The following is an 18,291-nucleotide window of genomic DNA, read 5'->3' on the forward strand; positions in this document are numbered from 1 at the left end:
ATCGTTAAATCACTGCCACTCGCCAGCTGTTTCTTCAGCCATTTCTTTGGTTACCACATGTGAAGGCAGCAGCATTTCTTTCTCAATTTCTTTTCCTTCTATTAAATCAAGAGCGGCATTGAAAGATTGTTCGGCGATTTGAATAGGTACCTGAGCCGCTACCGCTTTAAGGGATCCATCCACTATCGCAGCTTTTCCGTCTGGAGAAGCATCGATGGAGTACACGCCAATGTTTTTACCGCTTGCTTCTACAGCTGCAGCCGCACCTAGTGCGGAAGGATCATTGATCGCAAAGATGGCTGCTAAATCAGGATGGGCTTGAATAATGTCCTCAGCGATTGGCAAGGAAGCATCCAATGCGGCTTTGCCGTCTTGCTGTGCAACAATGTTAAATTTCGATTTGTTATCCCCCAGACCCTCCATGAAGCCGGCAACACGCTGAACACAGCTTTCATTGGAAGGGAAATCTAAAATCGCAATTTCTCCGCCGTTCGGAAAGTCATTTACCATTTGCTCGCCCATCAATTTACCCGCCATAAAAGCATCGGTGGCAATTACACTCTCAACTAAATCCCGGTCATCTTCGATTACCGCTGTATCCACGTTAAATACCGGAATATTTTTATCATTAAGCTGTTCTAATCCTTGACGAATTCCTGCAGAATCAACCGGAATGACGAACACCGCATCAAATCCTTGGTTTGCAGCGTCAGACATTTGATTCATTTGTTTGTTCAAGTCATAATCCGGGTCCAGCATGGTGAACTTTACGCCTTTTTCTTTAGCCAGTCTTTCGTATGTTTTTGTCATCGCTGTCTGGAACGTATTATTTTGCGTGTTTGGCAGGAAAGCAAAGCTTAACGTACCTTCACCTTTTGGAGTATTGCCGGCATTTCCAGTATCCGCTTTGTTGTTAGCGCTACCACATGCAGTAAGAGATAAAGCCAAAACCGTCACTGAAAGTGCTTTAAAAAAATTTTTCATCCTTTATAACCCCCTAAGATTTAACTAATTCTTTTAGCTAAGAAAACGTCCGGAAAGCAGATAAATACATGTGTCAATGACGGATAGTCGATATTGAACCGCTTTCACGCCACTGATTACGTAAAATATAGCACACTACTGTTTTTTTAGTCAACGTTTTCATTAAATTTTTATTAATTTCAGGTGTTTGATCATTTTTTACGTAAATTTATTCAAAATAAGGCTCTCTATCTCGGGTGGAGCCGGCTCAAGTGTTATATCCTTCCATGCCTTCAACAAATTTTTAGACTCTACCAAATACGGTTGTACGCCGATATATTTATAATCATCTTGTCCCAGCAAAGCTTTTGCCGTCGCTAATCCGACTGCAATCCCTTGCTGATAAGGCCTTTGAGTTGAGAGTCCCTTCACCATTTCTTCTTTAGCTAAATAAGTTGCAATTTCAATGTCCAAATCAAAGGTGAAAATCGATATATCCTCTCTTTTTAATTCCTTTAGTGCTTTGATCGCTTCAAGCGACGGTCTATCCCACGATATGTATAGCCCTTTAATTTCAGGATTGGCCCTCAGCATTTCTTTGCATATTTCATAAGCGTTTTCAATCTTATGGAAATACTGCTCATTCACAATTTCAATGTTTTTAAAACTCGTTGTAATGACCTCTTTCGCCACAGCATCTCGCAAATGAGTCCCGTAAAACGGAGCGCCGTGACCAATAAAACCGATCTTGACGTCTTCCTCATACTTAAAGTAGTTCCCTAACAGCAAAGCTACATTTTGACCGCTTTCCCGTTCATTAACCGATACACAGGATGCATACTGGTCCTTGTTCATTCCTTGAGGAATATTACTCATAAAGATAAGCTTGACTTGTTCCGATATACTGTGGAATTTCTTTGCCGTCACCTCATCATCGACAGGTATAGCGATGATCGCATCCGGCTGTTGAAGCCTTAAGCCTTCCAGCTGGTTGACTTGTAATATAGGATCAAAGTGCGCATTGGTAATGGAAAGAATTGATATTTTATACTTATCAAGGGTGTTGCGGATTCCATTCTCATACAGCCTTGCCCATGCCGTACCCCCATAGTGAAAGGAAATCGCAACCTTATAATTTCCCGCCTTCAGTTGATCCGCCTCTGCTTGAGAAATTGTCAATTCTTCTGGGGAGATCGTTTTTTCTCCGAATGGACCCTTACCTATAACTTGGGTCGACCGCCGTATAGAGAGCTCCATGGGAATCTGAATTTGTTCAGCAAAATTTGAAAAATTTTCTATTTGTTTAAGCAAAAGCTTGACTTCTTGGATTCCTATCTCCTTTATATCGTGCTTAAGCATGGTTAAAGGAGGGGCCACAATTTCCGACCACTCTTCATCGCCGAATCCAATAACCGACACATCTGCCGGACACTCCAGCCCTAATTTGTTCAACACCTTTAACAGATTTAATGTCATCCGATTGCCGCTTGCAATAAAAGCTGACGGCTTAATGCGGACCCATACGTCTTTAACCTTTTTTTCGATATCCTCATAACTGTTATTGTCTGCGTCTAACACCAATTCGCCTCTAAATGGCAGTTTGTACGAATTCAGAGCGTCCTGGTAACCTTTGATCTTGCTCTCCGATGAGGAAAACCGGCCTCTCTCAATAATTAAAGCGATCTCTTCATGCCCCGATCTCAACAAATGCATGGCCGCTTGATGCATTCCGCCTTCACCATCGGAAAGTACAGAGCCAGCCCCTGTATTTTTAACTGTTCTGTCTAAAAAGACGAAAGGAATACGATGCTGCACTAATTTATCAAACTGCTTGCCGTCCGTACTTACAGGGACAATTATGGCCCCGGCAATCCGCTTATTAAAAACGATATTCGTAATGATATCTTTTTCCTGAGCAACCTTGTCATGATGAAAATGAACAACCGGATTATACCCTTTTTCAATTAAATAATCAGAAATCTCAGAAACCAATTTCGGATACAAAGTACCGCTTAAATCAGGGACGAGAATTGCGATTTCGGAGCTTTTCCCGATTTTCAGCTTGCTGCTTTTATTTTTTAACTTTTTATCATAACCGGTCCTTTTAATGATCTCCTCTACTCTTTCAACAAGCTCCGGACTTACATACCTTGATTTATTTATTACGTGGGAAACCGTAGCAATCGAAACCCCAGCTTCTTTAGCGATCTCGTTAATAGTAGCCATCAAATCACAACTCCTGATATATTTTACGTAAATTTTTAATGATTGTATCACTTTTCTATACTAGGGTCAACGAACTGCAGTTTTGAAAGGGCTTATATCTTTAAACTAAATCCATTAACCCATTGAGTTTACGTAAATGATTTCACCCAGAGAAAGACAAGATCTTCTTTTGAATACTCTTTCTAGCTGCTCCGGGCAACGAATCTATCAAAAAAGGACCCCAACTCCGCTCTGTAGAGCATGTTGAGATCCCTTAGTTTTTTGGTCATTTTACTTATAGCCTCGGTAGTCAAATAAAGGCATTCCGAGTTTGGTCACGTTGGGATCCGCACAACTTTCTATACATTCGATGCAATGTACTTCAACAAGGACCCCATCGTCGTTAACGGTGAGCACGAACCGATCATCAGCATAGAATTGTGGGATGCCGTCCAGAAGTTCTGCAAAAATCGGGGCGTGAAATAAACCCTCGTCCGCTCAATGATCGCGTCCGTTACCTGCAGGCGGCTTGCGAGAATGGATGGTAGGTTCTTAAAGAAAGGCTTACAAATCGATTTATTGGTGCTTGCTTTGGCTTCGAGATGTGGTTTAAATCACACAACAACACTATATGTAGCCTAAGGATTAGTTAATTTATTTAGTGTTAGATATGCAGAAGTGATAATCAAAAATAATCTAAGTGTAAAAGAAATGGTCGATGTAACTGGGATTAACCTTCTCATGCAGCTGAGGTTAGTAAAGGCATCAGATTATCCAGGTATGTAGTTCCTAAAGATTAACGATTATGTAAGTTAAGCGTAGTTCTCTTGCGGGGCGACTTTCTTCGCCCCGCAAGCATGTAATGCCAAAAATTTAGCCGTCACTTATGATAAGGTTCGGCGCAAATTATCTTCAACTATACTGCCCGCTAGCGGCAAAAATCCTGCCAGAGGACTTGTTTCCAGATAAGTGAATTTTAGAGGGTGCCGCAAAGCAGTGTAACAAAAAGGATGGGACAAGAACTTTAAGGATTCGCTCCCATCCTCAGCTTGTCAAGAAACCCAAGGTTCTTATAGGACTTTGGGTTTTAACAAGGTGTAGATGCAGCTGCTCCCCCGCTAACGGGAGTTACAATCAGAGGAGTTACTTCGGATAGAAATAATTATGTTTTCAATAATGAGCCTCTTTCTGGATCACAGGGTGTTGTTGCAGTTTATCTCAAGGGGACGATACGTCTTGATTCTCTCAAGATCTCTCAGCAAGGGGTTACTATATATAACTGATTCAGGAAATATTGTAATTGGAGAGATTCGCTATCTCTCATTTAACCTCAATAATGTTAACACTGGCACACTAACTGCAAGTGCAAGTTTTGATGATTTTATGGGAGCAATTCAGAAGGGCGAACAATTAAATTCGTACAATGCACGCCAGATTTCAAATGATGAAATTTTAAACAATCGTATATATGAACAGCACAATGGTGTTTCTGACGAGAGTAGGTTTCGTTTCTCCACGTTGCAAAAAGCTTATGAGCCAGGCCTTGTGGATAACACCGGTGTGTTAACTTCTTCCTATCGCAGTAAAGCCTGATTTGAAGTCATTCTGTCATGTCCATTATATTTGAACAAAATCACCCTAACGGGTGAATAAGCTTTCTAGCCAGCGGTCATTCGTCCGCTGGCTCCTCTTTTCTAACCAAGGTTCCATTACAAGCTTTATGCGCTCTGGCTTGGTTTCTTGCGTATGCTTGTGAGTTCAAAAGCCTCTTTAGGAATCCCCAGTTCATGAGCCTTCTTCTTTTTAATCACCATGGCTTGTTGTAAGCTAGTGGCTTGAAATTCAACTGTGGTGCCAAGCGGATCCTCAAATGCATAGTAACTTCTTTTATTGGACATTAAAACTTAGCGCCTCCTCATCTTATTCTCGAATGATTCTGCCTGGCAACACCACAAGCATATTATCTCAATGCATGCTCGAATCCGTCGCCTGGCAAATCGCCCTAATATTGTGCGTCTCATCTTAGAGAACTATGCGCGAAGGCCGGCCTCATAAATCAACACGAACTCCAACAACGATAAATAGAATGTATTTTCGTCCACCTTAGCTTCTGTTCTGACATAGTTTACAAATGCGATCCGCCGGTCGCATCAATCATTTGTCCCGTTATCCATCGGCTGTCAGGTGACGCCGTGAAGGCGACAATGTCTGCGATATCCGAAGGCTCACCTACGCGTCCAAGTGCCGACATCTCTACCGCAGACTTACGGCCATTGGGCGTGTGTAGCCACGACGCGTTGACGTCGGTATCGATTATGCCGGGCATGACAGCGTTCACTGTAATACCCCGCGGACCCAGAAGCTGAGCCAGGTGTAGGGTGAATGTATTTAGTGCACCTTTGGTTAGGTTGTAGGTCATGATATGCGGATAGGCAATTCGTGTCACTCCAGATGAGATATTGATAATGCGACCTCCGTCTCGAAGACGTCCGATCGATTTCTGGACGAGGAAGAACGGCGCCTTGACGTTGACCGCGAACAGCCGATCAAAGTCCTCTTCACTCGTCTCTTCAAATGATGGGGATGTGCCGATGCCGGCATTGTTAACCAAGATATCAAAATGGTTGATGCCCGTTCTGCGGATAAGTTCCTCATCCAAGACCTGAAGAAGTCGATCGACTCCCTCCAGAGAATCCAACTCGGCACCGATGGCAAAAGCTGTACCTCCCGCTGCTTCGATCGCAGAAACCGTCTCTGCCGCCGCATCCCTCCGCGTGCGATAATGTACTGCGACTAGCGCACCTTCAGCGGCGAGACGCAGCGCGATCGCTCTCCCTATCCCTCGGCTGGCTCCTGTAACGACTGCGATTCGACCTTCCAAACGCTTAAAATTCATGTAGATCCACTCCTTATAATGGGTTGATACCATGATAAACCCTCCTCATAAGGGGAGAGTCAAGGAATGGACTCCAATCTTTTTTCAGACTCGTTCAACCGGCACGATCGCCTCTGCCAAACGTAGCTGACCATAAATATCTTTATCCGACGTCAGATAAATCTCCCGAACCGGTATCGCCTCGAGTGGCCGGTAGCCCTTGCCAGCAATCCAAGCCCGTAGCGTCTCGCTCGCCTTGCAATTATCCTTATACGGGTCACATTGATGAGTAAAAGAGGCAGCTTCCTTCATGCCGGGCATTTGGTGAATCTTCACCCTACCGCTATAAGGAATCGGTTTTGAGACAGGAATAGCGACCTCGATGTCCGAAGGCTCTTCATCGCAATCGCTCCTCCGATGCCAGACGATTGTCATCTCACGGTCCGGCTCTTCTCCATGTGAGCGGACATACTGCTTCAGTTCGTCGAGCAACAGACACAGTTGGTTTTTTGGCAAAGTCTCGCGGATGTAAGCGACGAGAACCGGATCCACACTTCGAAGCAAGAACTTCCCTTCCTCCGCAACCGCCTCATTCCGTTCAATCCGCACGAGTCGCTCATCGATCACCGTAATTTGCTGCTGAGCCTCTTGTATCTGGCGCTCCAGCTCCTTTCGTTTCTCAAGCAACGTGCGCTCTGCTTTCGTCAGAGAGGCGGTTCCGGTGAGCATCGGTCGCATCTTCTCAAGGGTTAAGCCCTGCTCTTTGAAACCCGCGATACGACGGATCGTTAGCAGTTGCTCCGCAGTATAAAAACGATATCCCGATTCTTCGTCCACATGCGCGGGCTTTAACAAGCCGAGTTCATCATAGTGGCGCAATGTCTTCACCGTCACGCCGCTCAGTTTCGCGAACGCCCCAATTTTGAACATCCTAATCCCCCTTTTGCATGGATATATCATTGAAAAGTTGAGTTCTTGAGGCTCTTCATTCTTCTCTAAATGCTTGTTCTGTCATTGTCCCTCTAAGTTTCATGACTTGCCCTACTCTCCGATAATAAACATACCTTTTTTATAACTTATTCCAGATGAGGGGTCATCGAGTGGTTTGTATATCCGTTTTTCGTCCATATATCTCATCCAATTCATTAAGCTTCAAATTATAAAATAGTTCTTAACTATTTCTGCTTTACCACCGCACTATCCTTCCCGTTCGTAGGATGAGATCAGCCAGTTTTTACTAGTTGACCTCTTTTGTTCATAGGAGATTTCATCGCATATTGATCGTTTTTGTCTTTATACACCAGGCCGCGGCTTATCATAACTCGCTGGAAAACTTTTTTTATTTCCTATAGCCAACTGAACGATAATCTGAAGCACGATGATTACAGCCAATCCATAGAATGCTTGAACGAAGCTGCCCGTTGCATCGTGGAGCCAGCCAATGGCTAGCGGCCCAAGCGCTCCGAGAATGTAGCCGCCAGATTGGGTCATTGCGGACCAGCTACTGGCTTCCTGAGCATTGCTTGTTTCATCAATGGGCAACATCAGTGCAATCGGGAACAGTCCACCCGCTCCAATACCGAGTGGAATCGCCGCGAGCCAGGGGCTAACGGATATGTTCAGCATCAGGACACCCATCAACTCCAATAACGCACACCCGACAAGCCAGAATACACGTCTTTGGTAACGGTGTACAAGCATGGGAATGAACAACGTAGAGGGCAGAGATATCAATGTAAATAAGGTTTGGATGTTGCCGGCCGCCTCTTGACTATACCCCTGGCTTTGAATTGCTGGCGCAAGCCAAGCGGTTAACGAATAGAAGATCGCTGCCATCAGCCCGAAAAATAATGTCAGCACCCAGGCACGCTTGTTGTTCACCGGAAGTGGTGCATTAAGTACACTCGAAATTTTACCGGATTGCCGATCTGTGCGCGCAGACCAGGCTAATCTCAACCAGATCGGCAATGCAATGGCTGCGAGTAATGCCCATACAGCCAACGACCCCCTCCACGATCCACCCAGCGTATGCTGAAGAGGAACTGAAAGTCCCACACTAATGCTGGCCCCCATCACCATCGCTGTAGAGTAGATACCCACCATGGCTGCCACTCGGTCAGGGAAATACTGCTTAATGAAGCTGGACAACAGCGGCCCTGCCAATGCAATCCCTACACCGGACAGAAAAGAAGTGAACATCATCAAAGAAGTTGTATCAACAAACCATCGTAATCCCGTACCTAACCCAATGAGGATTAATGCCAGAACAATTGCGCCCTCATTTCCCCACCTTCTGCTTAATCTTACGGAGAACGGAGCAAATATGCCCATGCATAATACCGGAAGTGTGGTTAACAGACTGGCGGTAATCCCGCTTATACCCAGATCATTCTGTATGGTGCTCATTAGAGGAGAAATGGATGTAATGGGTGGTCGTAAATTCAGTGAAGCCAGGATAAGCGCTAAGACGATATAAAAAAGTTTCATGCTGGATCACCTCATGGTAGTAGTATCGTTGCATTCACACATGATCCTATTTGAATGAAGATCTTTGGGTGGTGCACGATAAGTATAGAATCATTAGAATGATTGAACAATACTATTGTTTCTATTAAAATGATTACTAAAACCAATGATTAGAGGTAATTCATATGGAGATTCGTCAGATGGAAAACTTCATTGCTGTGTGTGAGGAGCTTCATTTTACACGAGCAGCTGAGAAACTTGGCATATCTCAACCTACATTGAGTCAACAAATACGCGCGCTCGAGGATGAACTCGGTGTTCCCTTATTTGACCGGGTCGGCAAAAAAATTGTGATGACCCAGGCAGGAAATCTGTTTCTGGAGCACTCTGTACAGATGATTCGGCATTTACAGAATACCCAGGATGCGTTAGCTGAATTCCGCAATGATCAACGAGGTCGGTTGGTAATTGGTGTTCTCCCTTCCGATCTGGACTATCGGATCACCCCATTGCTCGTGAATTTTCATGCACGATTCCCCAAGGTGCAACTGAAGGTTATCTCTTCGATCTACGTCGTGAATCAAGTGCTGGATAATGAAGTAGACATCGGCATCGCGATCACGTCTGCTCCTGATGATCGGCTTGTACGCATTTCTTTGTGCAGTGAAGAATATGTACTCATCGTTTCCGAGAATCATGATTGGGCTGAACGAAACACGATTGGAATCCAGGAACTGCGTGATATCCAAACTGTGATGTTCCCCGAAGGATTTACAGGCAGAGAATTGGTTGATGACTATTGCCGTAAATATGGATTCCGCTTAAATACGATCATGGAGACCAGTTCGGCAACCTCCATTATTAGCTTGGTTAAAGCCAACGTAGGAGGAACATTGCTGCCTTATCCTCTGATCCAAGCGATGAATGAACCAACACTACGCTGCATCCGAATTACAGACGATCCGCCATACCGTCACTTTGAGATCATTCATCGTTCCGACCGTTTTCTGATTAAGTCGGCCAAGGCATTTATTGAGAAAACTATCGAATATTTCAAGTAAGGGTGAGTCCCGAAAGAGAGGTGTTGAGCTGGAGATAAGAGGAGTGAGTCTGTTCATACATCCAATGGAGGCTATGAAAGAGTTCTACCATCTGGAACGGCGCAACGTACATAACCACCGGGTTAAAAAAATTCATACCTGTTAGTTCATATTCAAACCTCATAACGCTCTCCGTTCAAAAAGGCATATTCTTTTTCATAAACTCGGAGCATACGCCACCCTATCCTGCCCGTTAGTTTTGCCCACACCTTTCTCATTCTTAATAATGTGGTTCCAATTGGAGGGCAGCTCAAAATCCTTAAGATGCTCAAACACGATTACTTCTACCGTTCCCATATTGTCAATCCTGAAGGAAATAAAGTCAGTTCCAACATCAAGATGTGGACCGATATAAGGTGATACTGTTACATTAACGATGATATGGGAATCTTGATATCCAACCAATACGTTCAATGGATCAAGAAATGGAGCAAACGTAGGTTTTTCATTCAGTTTATCCTTGTAATAGATATCTAATTGTTCTTGTATCTCGGGCGTTAACAAGGTAAGTATGACCCTATATGGGTCTGGATTCTTTTTAGCGTAAGCTGTTTGAATTGATGCCAAAAAACAAATTATGATCAGAGCTGGACGGACCATTGTCCTCGGTGATTACCTCCAGGTACACCCGGACCGGAAGGAAGATGTGGTTCGTTTTGTGCGAGGGGGGATGGTTCTCTGAAAGCATAAAAATTCCGGGCTTTTAGAGTCCTGTTTGATTTACGCACTACTCACCGCCACCTTCTCCCTCTGCCTCCTTCCGCCACTCCCGCGGGGTCATGCCCGTTAGCTTGCTGAAGATTTTGCTGAAATAACGGCCGTCCGGGTATCCAACCATCTCGGCGATGGAAGCGATCTTGTACTGTTTGTTAGTAAGCAGGATTTTGGCGTTCTCAATGCGGACCCGTTCCAGATAATCGGACTGATTCTCGTGGAATACCTGTTTGAAGCGACGGGAGACATATTCACGGCTCAGGAAGAACTGGCTTGCGATTTCCTGGAGCGACAGATCGTGCATATAGTTAAGGTCAATGTACTGCTTGATCGAGTGGATGACGTTGTATTCCTGGGTCCGGGAATCTTTCAGAACCTTGGCGATTTCCAGAAAAGCATTCGTCCATTCCCTCTGCCACTCCTCCAACGATAGCCGACCGTCCGGGCCGATCGGAAACAGCCACTGGGAGGAGGTCCGGGCGGATTCCCCTGCGGCCCGATCCGTGTCCTGCAGCAAATGGCTGCGGAGCAGTTCAAATTCATACCGCCAGTACTTCAACTGTTCCCAGGTTACGGCATGCAGTTGTCCAATCGCCTGCACCCAATTGGCGACGGCGCCCATGATCTGGCGCTGCTCCCCTTTGTGAATAGCGGCCAAAATCGAGCTACTATAATCGGCCAGAACGATTCTTTTGTCGGAAGTGGCGGCAGGAGTGTCCTCAAAACTGTGAATCCAGGTATTCGGTCCCAGAAAGGAAACGGAAAGGGCTGTCTGCAGCATCTGCCGAAATCCGGTGTGGATGTCCTGCGGGAATGAGACCCTGCCGCTGCAGGCAAAATGAAAGCGTGCTCGAAGCACACGATACAACGCCTCATTGATGGCTGTCAGCTTCCTGCTGTTGCCCCCAAAATCACCAGTCATCAGCAGAAGGATACCATAATTGGGATCGGCATGCCTGAAGGCATATCCATTCCTGGAAGGACTGATAATCTCGTTGCAGATGTTAAGTATTAAGAAATACAGAAGGTCGATATTCCTTCCGAATTTCTCCAGGACGGTGCGCGGCAGCGGATCGGAGATCAGCATCACGAGCTGGCATTCCCGAACGGCGGACCACTCGAAGGATGCCTGAAGCTCATCAGCGACGATCCAATAGCCATCCGGCTGTGAAACAACGCCTGACAGCATTTTGTCCCAATACATAGGCAGTGTTTTGTTGATCTCGACATCCCTGCGGATATTCTGCCGCCGCGCTTCATCATCTTTCAGCCACGTATCCACCGCATTGCGGAGTGCTTCGAGCAGTTCATTTCGGTTAATCGGCTTAAGCAAGTAGTCAAGTCCGCCGTGCCTCATCGTCTTGCGGATATAGGTGTAGTCGCTATAGCCGCTGATCACAATCCTCTTCGATTCAGGCGCATTGTCCCCGATCCATTGCAAAAGCGTCAGGCCGTCCACATTGGGCATTTTCATATCCGTAAAAATAATCTCCGGCTGCTCACTTCGAATCAGCTCCATAGCCGCTGCCCCGTCGCAAGCTTCAAGCACATCGGTGATCTGAAAATCTCCCCAGTGGACCAGAAGCCGGATTGAATCTCTGACATCGGTCTCATCATCCACGATCAGTACTTTCATAGAGCCTGCAGTCCTTTCGTTGTGGGATTCTGATAACTACATAAAACCCCGAAGGCTGGACCTGTCCTATCGATACCCCGGCCTCGTCGTTAAAGAACAAAGAGAGTCTTGAGATCACATTGATCAGACCGATACTGCCCCCTACCGTACCTCCGGAAGCTTCTCGCTTAATGCGCTGCTTCAACCGCTCCAGGTTATCCGGCGTAATGCCAAGGCCGTTATCCCGGATTGAAATACGCAGCCCATCTTCGCCGCTTTCCAGCTTAATGTCTATTTGGGCATTTTGCATCGTTTCAAAACCATGCTTGAAGCAGTTTTCTACAAGAGGCTGCAGGATCATTTTGGGTACAAGCATTTCCAGATCGGAAGGTTCGACAATATCAATGGTGCAGCGCAGACGCTCCTTGAACCGCTGCTTCTGCAGTTCCAGATAGGCCTCCACGTGAGCAATCTCTTTGGCTAGAGGAACAATGGACTCCTCGGTATTCATATTGTAGTGCATCATTAGCCCCAGCGAGGAGGTCAGCTCGTAAATCTTGGGCACCTTGTTATGCAAGGCCACTGATCCGATGGACTGCAATGTATTAAAGATAAAATGCGGATTGATCTGAGCCTGAAGCGCCTTCAACTGGTTATCCTTGTTGGCAAGTTCCAGCCGGAGTTCCCGCATGATGAGATTGTCGATCGTATCGACCATATTCTTGATCGCGCTGCCAAGGACCCCGACCTCATCGTTGCGTTGCGAATCCACGTCAAACTGCAGTTTTCCCAATTTGATCCGCCGGATCGACTCGGTTAATTTCTTGATCGGGGTAGTTAGCTTAAGCGACACGTACAGCGTTGCCGCAATGGAAATGACCAGAAAGCTCATCAGGACGAACACATTCATGCGAAGCACGCGTGATGCGTTGTTGTATAGATAGCTGTCCGGAATCTGCTTGGCCACAATCCAGATCCGCCCGAACATCTCAAATCTCTCGAATACTACAATCCCTTTGAAGCCGCCATTCTCATGCCAGTAAAAATGGCCGGAGCCATAGCTGTAGCGGGCATGCTGCAGCCAGGCATATGACGGTTTTTGCCCAATCCGGCTTTCCTCGGAGGCATAAATGACGGTACCGGTATCATCCAGTAGATAGATGTTTTCTTCTCCCTTGTCATAGAGCATGTTCATGATATTGCGAAAGCCGTCAAGCTTGAAGTCGATGGATACTATGCCGACCCTCTCTTTAAGCGGCGCCCGGTAGATCGGACGATGAATGGTAAAAACAGTGTTGGACGGGCTGTAGGGGAATTCCTCCATGCCGTAATTATGCGATTGGTGGGGCGGCTCCAGATAGGGATCGTTTTTGTCCAACGGTTGAATGAAGTGGCCGTCAAGACCGGCGCTGCCCGCCGCCCGCTTCAGATAGCCGTTGATCAGCAGCCAGGATTGATGGGTCAGGTCGGAGTAGAGATATACCTGCTGAATATCCTTGGCCGACTGTTCAATGGCATTGAGACCGGAGTAAATATTAATCTCAACCAAAAAATCGCTGTAGCCCCGAATCAGGATGTTATAGAGGCTATTTGGCATTTGGATATTGTTATAGGTGTACAGGGAAATGCTGTTCATCCCGCTGAGCAGATTGCTCAAGCTCGTAGTCCCTTGCCGTACCATGCTTGAATTTTCCCGGATAGCGTCTTCTTTTAACGAGTGCTTGGTATAGAAGTAGGAAATTAGGATAGATGCGGCGATCGGCAGAAGGATGGCGACCATCAGAAACATGCTCAACTTATAGCGGATGCTGCGGCGGAATTTCATGGTGATTCCCCTCGCTCTACGAATTGGTTTACAGTCTAGCACCGCCTTGCAGTAAGGTCAATAGGCAGCCGCCGGTGAAATGGATATATGACCCATATCACGATTTTACACATTTTTGATCAATTACGGCTGTTTTTCACTTGCATGGCAGCAGCTATACTGATAATGTAAAGCGCTTACAAAAAAAACAAAACAGGGAGGTTTTGGTATGAAACGATTTTGGTCCCTATTCTTGACCGGCTCCTTAACCATCGCCGTTGCACTGTCTGGTTGCTCCGGCAATGGCTCCAAGGCAAACGAAGCGACGTCCGGAACAAAGGATGCTGGCAACGCAGGAAAGGATGAGATTACCCTCTACACCATTCAATCCACAAATCCTAAATTTAAGGATTGGCTTAAAGAAGCCCAGGAAAAGAGTGGCGTAAAGATCAACTGGGTCGCCGCGCCGACCGATTCGGACACCCGCCAGCAGAAGGTATCGACGATACTTTCCTCGGGTGACAATACCGTTGACATTCTTGAGATCAATGATGAAATGGCAACCTCTTTTAAAAATGCCGGTTGGCTGGAGCCACTGCAGGATACGGTCCTGGCCGATGATGTCCTGAAACAGCTCCCACAGGGCTATATGAAGGATATGCTGACCTCAAGCAAAGGTGATTTGATCGGCGTCCCCAGCTATACCGGTTATCTTGGCCTATGGGTCGATCAGAAGAAGCTGGATGCCGCAGGCATGACTTCCATTAACAATGAAGAGGACTTTGTGAAATTTATGAAAGCGACGACCAAAGACGGTCAGTATGGATACGGCGGCTCCTGGGAAAAGACGTATGTCTTCAATGAAATCGCGACCTTTGTCAATCTGTTCGGGGGCGATTACTTTGACTGGAGCAATGAAGGCAGCCGCAGGGCGGTCAAGTTCATGTACGACATGGCCAATACCTGGAAGGTAACGCCGGTGGATCAAATTGCAGACAAATATGAACAGATGAACCAGAAGTTCATCGACGGCAAATATGCTTCCGTCTTCATGTGGGGAACCGGTACGGATTACAAGCAGGCGGACCGCTATGGTGAAGATCAGATCCATATGATAAATATGCCGAAATTTGCGAAACGGAGCATCTTCACGGATTCCTGGAGTTATGTCCTGAACTCAGCTTCCAAGAATAAGGACGCTGCCATCAAGTTCCTGAAGTATGCCGCCAGCGAAGACGGTGAATTAAGCGGTTGGAAGAACTTTGACCGCTATCCGGCCAGAGCGGATGTCGCGGCCAAAGAGGCGGTTACCGGAGACATCAAGACTGTTTACAACGAGATCCAATCGACCAACGAAGTGCATGGGCGTCCGATGCTGCCGCAAACGATGGAGTTCATCTCCGAGATGGGAACGCTTTTTCAGAACTACATCCAAGACAAAATTACGCTGGATGATTTCTGCAAAAAAGCACAGGAAGCAGTTGAACGTTACAAATAATCAGGGCCATTTCCCGGCAGCATAAGTGGGTGGATCTGTAGATGCCTGCTTGTGCCGCCCGTATCCTACGGATTTGGCTATCCTGCGAGGAAGGTGCGTTTTATGTATGCCAGCAAAAAATATTGGATGATTGCCTGGATTCTTGTACTACCGGCGCTGCTGATCCGGATCTTCACGACAATATATCCCATTATCGAAACCTTCCATATCAGCTTGTTTGAGGTCAAACTGCTGCAGGACATCCGGAAGTTTGTCAGCTTCGATAACTATCTTCAGATTTTCCACGATTCAAAAATGATTACCTCTATCCGGTTTACGATCATTTTCGTCGTGGGATCGATGATTGGCCATATTGTGCTCGGAATCATCCTGGCGCTAATTCTCAATATGAAATTCAGAGGACAAAAAGTGCTCCGAACCATCGTACTGCTTCCCTGGGCCATGCCGATGGTCGTGATCGCCATGGCGTCCAAATGGGCATTCAACAACGAATATGGTCTGATCAACGACTTTATTCGCCGATTCGCCCCTTCATTCAATCTGGATTGGTTAATCTATACAAATACGGCCCGCAGCGCCGTAATCGCCGTAGACCTATGGAAGGACCTGCCCTTCTTCGCCATTTTGGTGTTGGCCGGTCTGCAATTCATCTCCTCGGACATGTATGAGGCCGCCAAAATTGACGGGGCCGGAAGCATCCGCTCATTTTTCAGCATCACACTTCCGCTTCTTTCCAGAAATATTCTGATGCTCAGCATATTCTTTACAATGTGGCGCATTACTTCCTTTGATGTTGTATACGCGATGACAAGCGGCGGGCCGGGTGAGAGCACCGCACTTATTGCCTACCGGGTAACCACTGAAGCGTTTACGAATCTGAATACCGGCTACGCCGCTTCGATCGCCGTCGTGCTGTTCCTGGTGATGGCTGTACTCAGCGGACTCAGTATGTCGGCAGCCAAACGCGTAGACTATTAAGGAGCGATATCCTATGATTCCCAAAAACTCCAGATCTGTGCCGCTGACCCTGACCATATGGGGATTGGCTGCCATTGTCGCATTTCTTATTCTTTTTCCGCTGTGGTGGATCTTTATTTCTTCCATTACGCCGGCCGGAGAGCTATTCTCCAAACCGATCAAGTACTGGCCGGCCCATCCGACATTGGACAGCTACCGTTATCTGATCAAGAATGTTGGCCTATTACCCAAAATAGGGAATACTGCGATTATTGTGGGGATATCCATCCTGATTGGTATGATGATCTCCGTCATGGCTGCCTTCAGTTTTGCCCGTTTCCGCAGCAAAGGATTATCCATTGCCGTCGGTTTCCTGCTGGCCTCCATGCTCATTCCCGATGTGGTGACCGCGCGGCCGCTGTATGACTTTCTGCGCAGCGTTCATTTATACGATACGTATACTGGCCTGATTATCCTGTATATCAGCGGTATTCTTCCGTTCACCGTCCTGATTCTGCAAAACTATCTGAATGATATTCCGGTCTCAATAGAGGAATCCGCCTCCATTGACGGCTGCGGCTTTTTTCAGTCGATGTTCTATGTCACGATTCCGCTCCTGAGACCGGCGCTTGCAACAGTATGTATCGTCAACTTTATTACCTGCCTGAACAACTTTTTCACACCGCTTTTCTATTCCAATGGCATCTCGGTGCTCTCAACAGCAATTACACAGCTGCCTCTGAGAGACAATATGTACGCGGTGCCCTGGGATCTGGTTAGTGCTATGGGCTGGATCATCATTCTGCCCATCATTATATTCGTCGCCATCTTCCAGAGACAAATCATGGAAGGTATTATGGCCGGCGGCGTCAAAGGCTGATTATCGAAAGGAGAAGAACAGATGAATGTGAACCCATTTCAGGGAGGACTCGCGTCGCTCCCTCTGATCAAGACCGGCAGAAGCCGGGCCATCAACGCAGAGAATCCGCACGGTGAAAAAGGAAAAGGAGGGATGGCCTTCAGCCCTCTCGGCCCCTCCCGCAAAGGCTCGCCCTGTATCCGGGACGTGGCGCCCGGAGCGACGGTGACGCTGGCCGAGATGAGCGGCCCTGGCATTATCGAGCACATCTGGATTACGGTGACTGATCATACCGAGGCGGATACTTTTGTTCTGCGCGATCTGGTGCTGCGCATGTATTGGGACGATGAAACGGAGCCTTCCGTTGAAAGCCCCCTGGGCGATTTCTTCTGCAATGGCTTCGGGAGAGGCTGCACCGTCAATTCCCAGCCGATGGTTGTAAATCCGACAAGAGGATTCAACTGTTATTTTCCGATGCCGTTCCGGAGCAAAGCAAGAATCGACATCGAGAACCAGCATGAAGCGCCAATTCCTGCCTTCTTCTATCAGATCGATTATTGCCTGCATGACGAACTGCCTGAAGATACGGCTTACTTTCACGCGCAATGGAAGCGGCAGCGGATCACGGACAAAGCGGAGGATTATATCCTTCTCGACAACGTCAAAGGCCGAGGCCAATACGTCGGAACCTACATGGCGCTTACCACGCTGGAACGCTACTGGTGGGGAGAGGGCGAAGTCAAGATGTATATAGACGGCGACCGGGAGTATCCGACCATCTGCGGCACCGGCACTGAAGATTATTTCGGCGGTGCCTGGAGCTTTGCGACTCAAAAGGACGGGAAGACGATCGAGAACACGTACTGCACGCCATACATGGGCTACCCCTACTATTCCAGCCATGACGAGGCCGTCCATAATCTGTACCACAATGACGATGCGCCGCCCATGCGGGGATTTTACCGCTGGCATATTCTGGATCCAATCCGATTTCAGGAGGATCTGAAAGTTACGATTCAGCAGATCGGCGTGTACAAGAAGGGGCTTTTCGAACGGCAGGATGACGTGGCATCAGTCGCCTATTGGTATCAAACCGAGCCGCATCAGCCTTTCACACCGCTGATGGGCAAGGAGGAACGCTGGCCGCGCTAATAAGCGTGATGGCAGGAGCAACGGCTTATTTCCTCTTTGGAGGATGGCGTTTATACTGGATGTACAGCCATCTTGATTGACGA

The 18,291-nt window shown here is 47.0% G+C and carries 15 protein-coding genes; 6 read left to right on the plus strand and 9 right to left on the minus strand.

Features of this window, described 5'->3' with window-relative positions; genetic code table 11:
- Positions 1–9: 9 nt before the first annotated feature.
- A complete protein-coding gene (locus NSS79_RS24665) occupies positions 10–984 on the minus strand; it encodes a sugar ABC transporter substrate-binding protein (RefSeq protein ID WP_342436525.1) in 975 nt (324 codons plus the stop codon).
- Positions 985–1,182: 198 nt separating this feature from the next.
- Entirely contained in the window at positions 1,183–3,189 is a 2,007-nt protein-coding gene (locus NSS79_RS24670) for a LacI family DNA-binding transcriptional regulator (protein ID WP_342436526.1), read from the minus strand.
- Positions 3,190–4,404: 1,215 nt separating this feature from the next.
- Here NSS79_RS24670 and NSS79_RS24675 point away from each other — a divergent pair.
- On the plus strand, positions 4,405–4,761 hold the full coding sequence (locus NSS79_RS24675; protein WP_342436527.1) for a hypothetical protein: 357 nt from the start codon (positions 4,405–4,407) through the stop codon (positions 4,759–4,761).
- A gap of 125 nt (positions 4,762–4,886) precedes the next feature.
- Here the strand turns inward: NSS79_RS24675 and NSS79_RS24680 are convergent, their stop codons facing one another.
- The 4 genes from NSS79_RS24680 to NSS79_RS24695 all read right to left on the minus strand — a co-directional run bounded on the left by NSS79_RS24680 (position 4,887) and on the right by NSS79_RS24695 (position 8,530).
- Entirely contained in the window at positions 4,887–5,066 is a 180-nt protein-coding gene (locus NSS79_RS24680; RefSeq protein WP_342436528.1) for a hypothetical protein, read from the minus strand.
- 227 nt (positions 5,067–5,293) lie between these two features.
- Entirely contained in the window at positions 5,294–6,064 is a 771-nt protein-coding gene (locus tag NSS79_RS24685; RefSeq protein WP_342440432.1) for an SDR family oxidoreductase, read from the minus strand.
- Between the two features lie 84 nt (positions 6,065–6,148).
- Positions 6,149–6,973 carry a MerR family transcriptional regulator gene (locus NSS79_RS24690; RefSeq protein WP_342436529.1) on the minus strand — a complete coding sequence of 275 codons (825 nt, stop codon included), beginning with the start codon at positions 6,971–6,973 and terminating at the stop codon, positions 6,149–6,151.
- A gap of 363 nt (positions 6,974–7,336) precedes the next feature.
- The gene (locus NSS79_RS24695; RefSeq protein ID WP_342436530.1) at positions 7,337–8,530 is read right to left on the minus strand and encodes an MFS transporter; all 1,194 of its coding nucleotides are present in this window, start codon (positions 8,528–8,530) and stop codon (positions 7,337–7,339) included.
- 179 nt (positions 8,531–8,709) lie between these two features.
- Between NSS79_RS24695 and NSS79_RS24700 the strand changes: the two genes are divergently transcribed.
- A complete protein-coding gene (locus NSS79_RS24700; protein ID WP_342436531.1) occupies positions 8,710–9,570 on the plus strand; it encodes a LysR family transcriptional regulator in 861 nt (286 codons plus the stop codon).
- 195 nt (positions 9,571–9,765) lie between these two features.
- Here NSS79_RS24700 and NSS79_RS24705 read toward each other — a convergent pair whose 3' ends face one another.
- From NSS79_RS24705 to NSS79_RS24715, 3 genes are all read right to left on the minus strand, one after another.
- Positions 9,766–10,113: a DUF3888 domain-containing protein gene (locus NSS79_RS24705; protein ID WP_342436532.1), complete on the minus strand. Its 348-nt coding sequence runs from the start codon at positions 10,111–10,113 to the stop codon at positions 9,766–9,768.
- Between the two features lie 223 nt (positions 10,114–10,336).
- Entirely contained in the window at positions 10,337–11,959 is a 1,623-nt protein-coding gene (locus tag NSS79_RS24710) for a response regulator (RefSeq protein ID WP_342436533.1), read from the minus strand.
- A complete protein-coding gene (locus tag NSS79_RS24715; RefSeq protein ID WP_342436534.1) occupies positions 11,937–13,763 on the minus strand; it encodes a histidine kinase in 1,827 nt (608 codons plus the stop codon). Before NSS79_RS24715 ends, NSS79_RS24710 begins: the two co-directional genes overlap by 23 nt.
- A gap of 208 nt (positions 13,764–13,971) precedes the next feature.
- Here NSS79_RS24715 and NSS79_RS24720 point away from each other — a divergent pair, with 208 nt between their 5' ends.
- The 4 genes from NSS79_RS24720 (at position 13,972) to NSS79_RS24735 (ending at position 18,208) form a co-directional block, all read left to right on the plus strand.
- Complete coding sequence (locus NSS79_RS24720) at positions 13,972–15,240, plus strand: extracellular solute-binding protein (protein ID WP_342436535.1); 1,269 nt, start codon at positions 13,972–13,974, stop codon at positions 15,238–15,240.
- A gap of 102 nt (positions 15,241–15,342) precedes the next feature.
- On the plus strand, positions 15,343–16,218 hold the full coding sequence (locus NSS79_RS24725) for a sugar ABC transporter permease (protein WP_342436536.1): 876 nt from the start codon (positions 15,343–15,345) through the stop codon (positions 16,216–16,218).
- A gap of 13 nt (positions 16,219–16,231) precedes the next feature.
- Positions 16,232–17,077: a carbohydrate ABC transporter permease gene (locus NSS79_RS24730; protein ID WP_342436537.1), complete on the plus strand. Its 846-nt coding sequence runs from the start codon at positions 16,232–16,234 to the stop codon at positions 17,075–17,077.
- 21 nt (positions 17,078–17,098) lie between these two features.
- The gene (locus NSS79_RS24735; protein WP_342436538.1) at positions 17,099–18,208 is read left to right on the plus strand and encodes a glycoside hydrolase family 172 protein; all 1,110 of its coding nucleotides are present in this window, start codon (positions 17,099–17,101) and stop codon (positions 18,206–18,208) included.
- The last annotated feature ends 83 nt before the right edge of the window (positions 18,209–18,291 follow it).

The sequence above is a fragment of the Paenibacillus sp. FSL L8-0436 genome (genome assembly GCF_038593025.1).
Taxonomy (GTDB): domain Bacteria; phylum Bacillota; class Bacilli; order Paenibacillales; family Paenibacillaceae; genus Paenibacillus_AQ.